A 230-nucleotide genomic window follows, 5' to 3' on the forward strand; every position below is an offset into this window, starting at 1 on the left:
TTCACCTGCGCCATGTCCAGCAACGCATTCACCCGCGCCGCCATCGCCACAAACCGCGCATGCGACCCCTGAAACGCCGCCGCCGCCTCACCGACGTGAAACGCCTGCGCCGACAACGCCGCCTGCTCCGCCTGCGCCATCGTCGACCGCATCAACGCCGCCTTGGCGCCGAACGCCGACTCCGAGGCCACCAACTGCGGAATATGCGCATCCAACAAGCTCATCTCCAC

1 protein-coding gene is annotated in these 230 nt (G+C 67.0%); it reads right to left on the minus strand.

All coding sequences use genetic code 11. From position 1 onward, the window contains the following. A partial coding sequence (locus tag LI92_RS21695) for a hypothetical protein (RefSeq protein WP_046322804.1) occupies positions 1-224 on the minus strand: 224 nt, incomplete at its 3' end. Positions 225-230 lie beyond the last annotated feature (6 nt).

It is taken from the genome of Mycobacterium sp. UM_Kg1, assembly GCF_000972925.1.
Lineage (GTDB): Bacteria > Actinomycetota > Actinomycetes > Mycobacteriales > Mycobacteriaceae > Mycobacterium > Mycobacterium hiberniae.